1 pseudogene is annotated in these 258 nt (G+C 47.3%); it reads right to left on the reverse strand.

Annotated elements, in window-relative coordinates:
* Nucleotides 1–258, reverse strand: a pseudogene (locus R0J87_RS22080) (3-deoxy-8-phosphooctulonate synthase); the annotation flags it as partial.

The raw sequence follows: 258 nt of genomic DNA on the forward strand, positions 1-258 counted from the left end.
CGTTGTTACATTCCGCAAATTTCTCAACGATATTACCCACCTGACCCGGACTCATGAACTGAGGCTTCTTCACGTTGATCACGGCACCGGTTTTGGCCATCGCTTCAACCAGATCGGTCTGACGAGCAAGAAATGCCGGCAGCTGAATCACATCCACCACCTCGGCAACAGGCTGACACTGATATTGTTCATGAATATCAGTGATAATTTTCACGCCAAAGGTATCTTTCAGCTCCTGAAAGATTTTCAGGCCTTCTT

It is taken from the genome of Halomonas sp. SIMBA_159, from assembly GCF_046536035.1.
Lineage (GTDB): Bacteria > Pseudomonadota > Gammaproteobacteria > Pseudomonadales > Halomonadaceae > Vreelandella > Vreelandella venusta_A.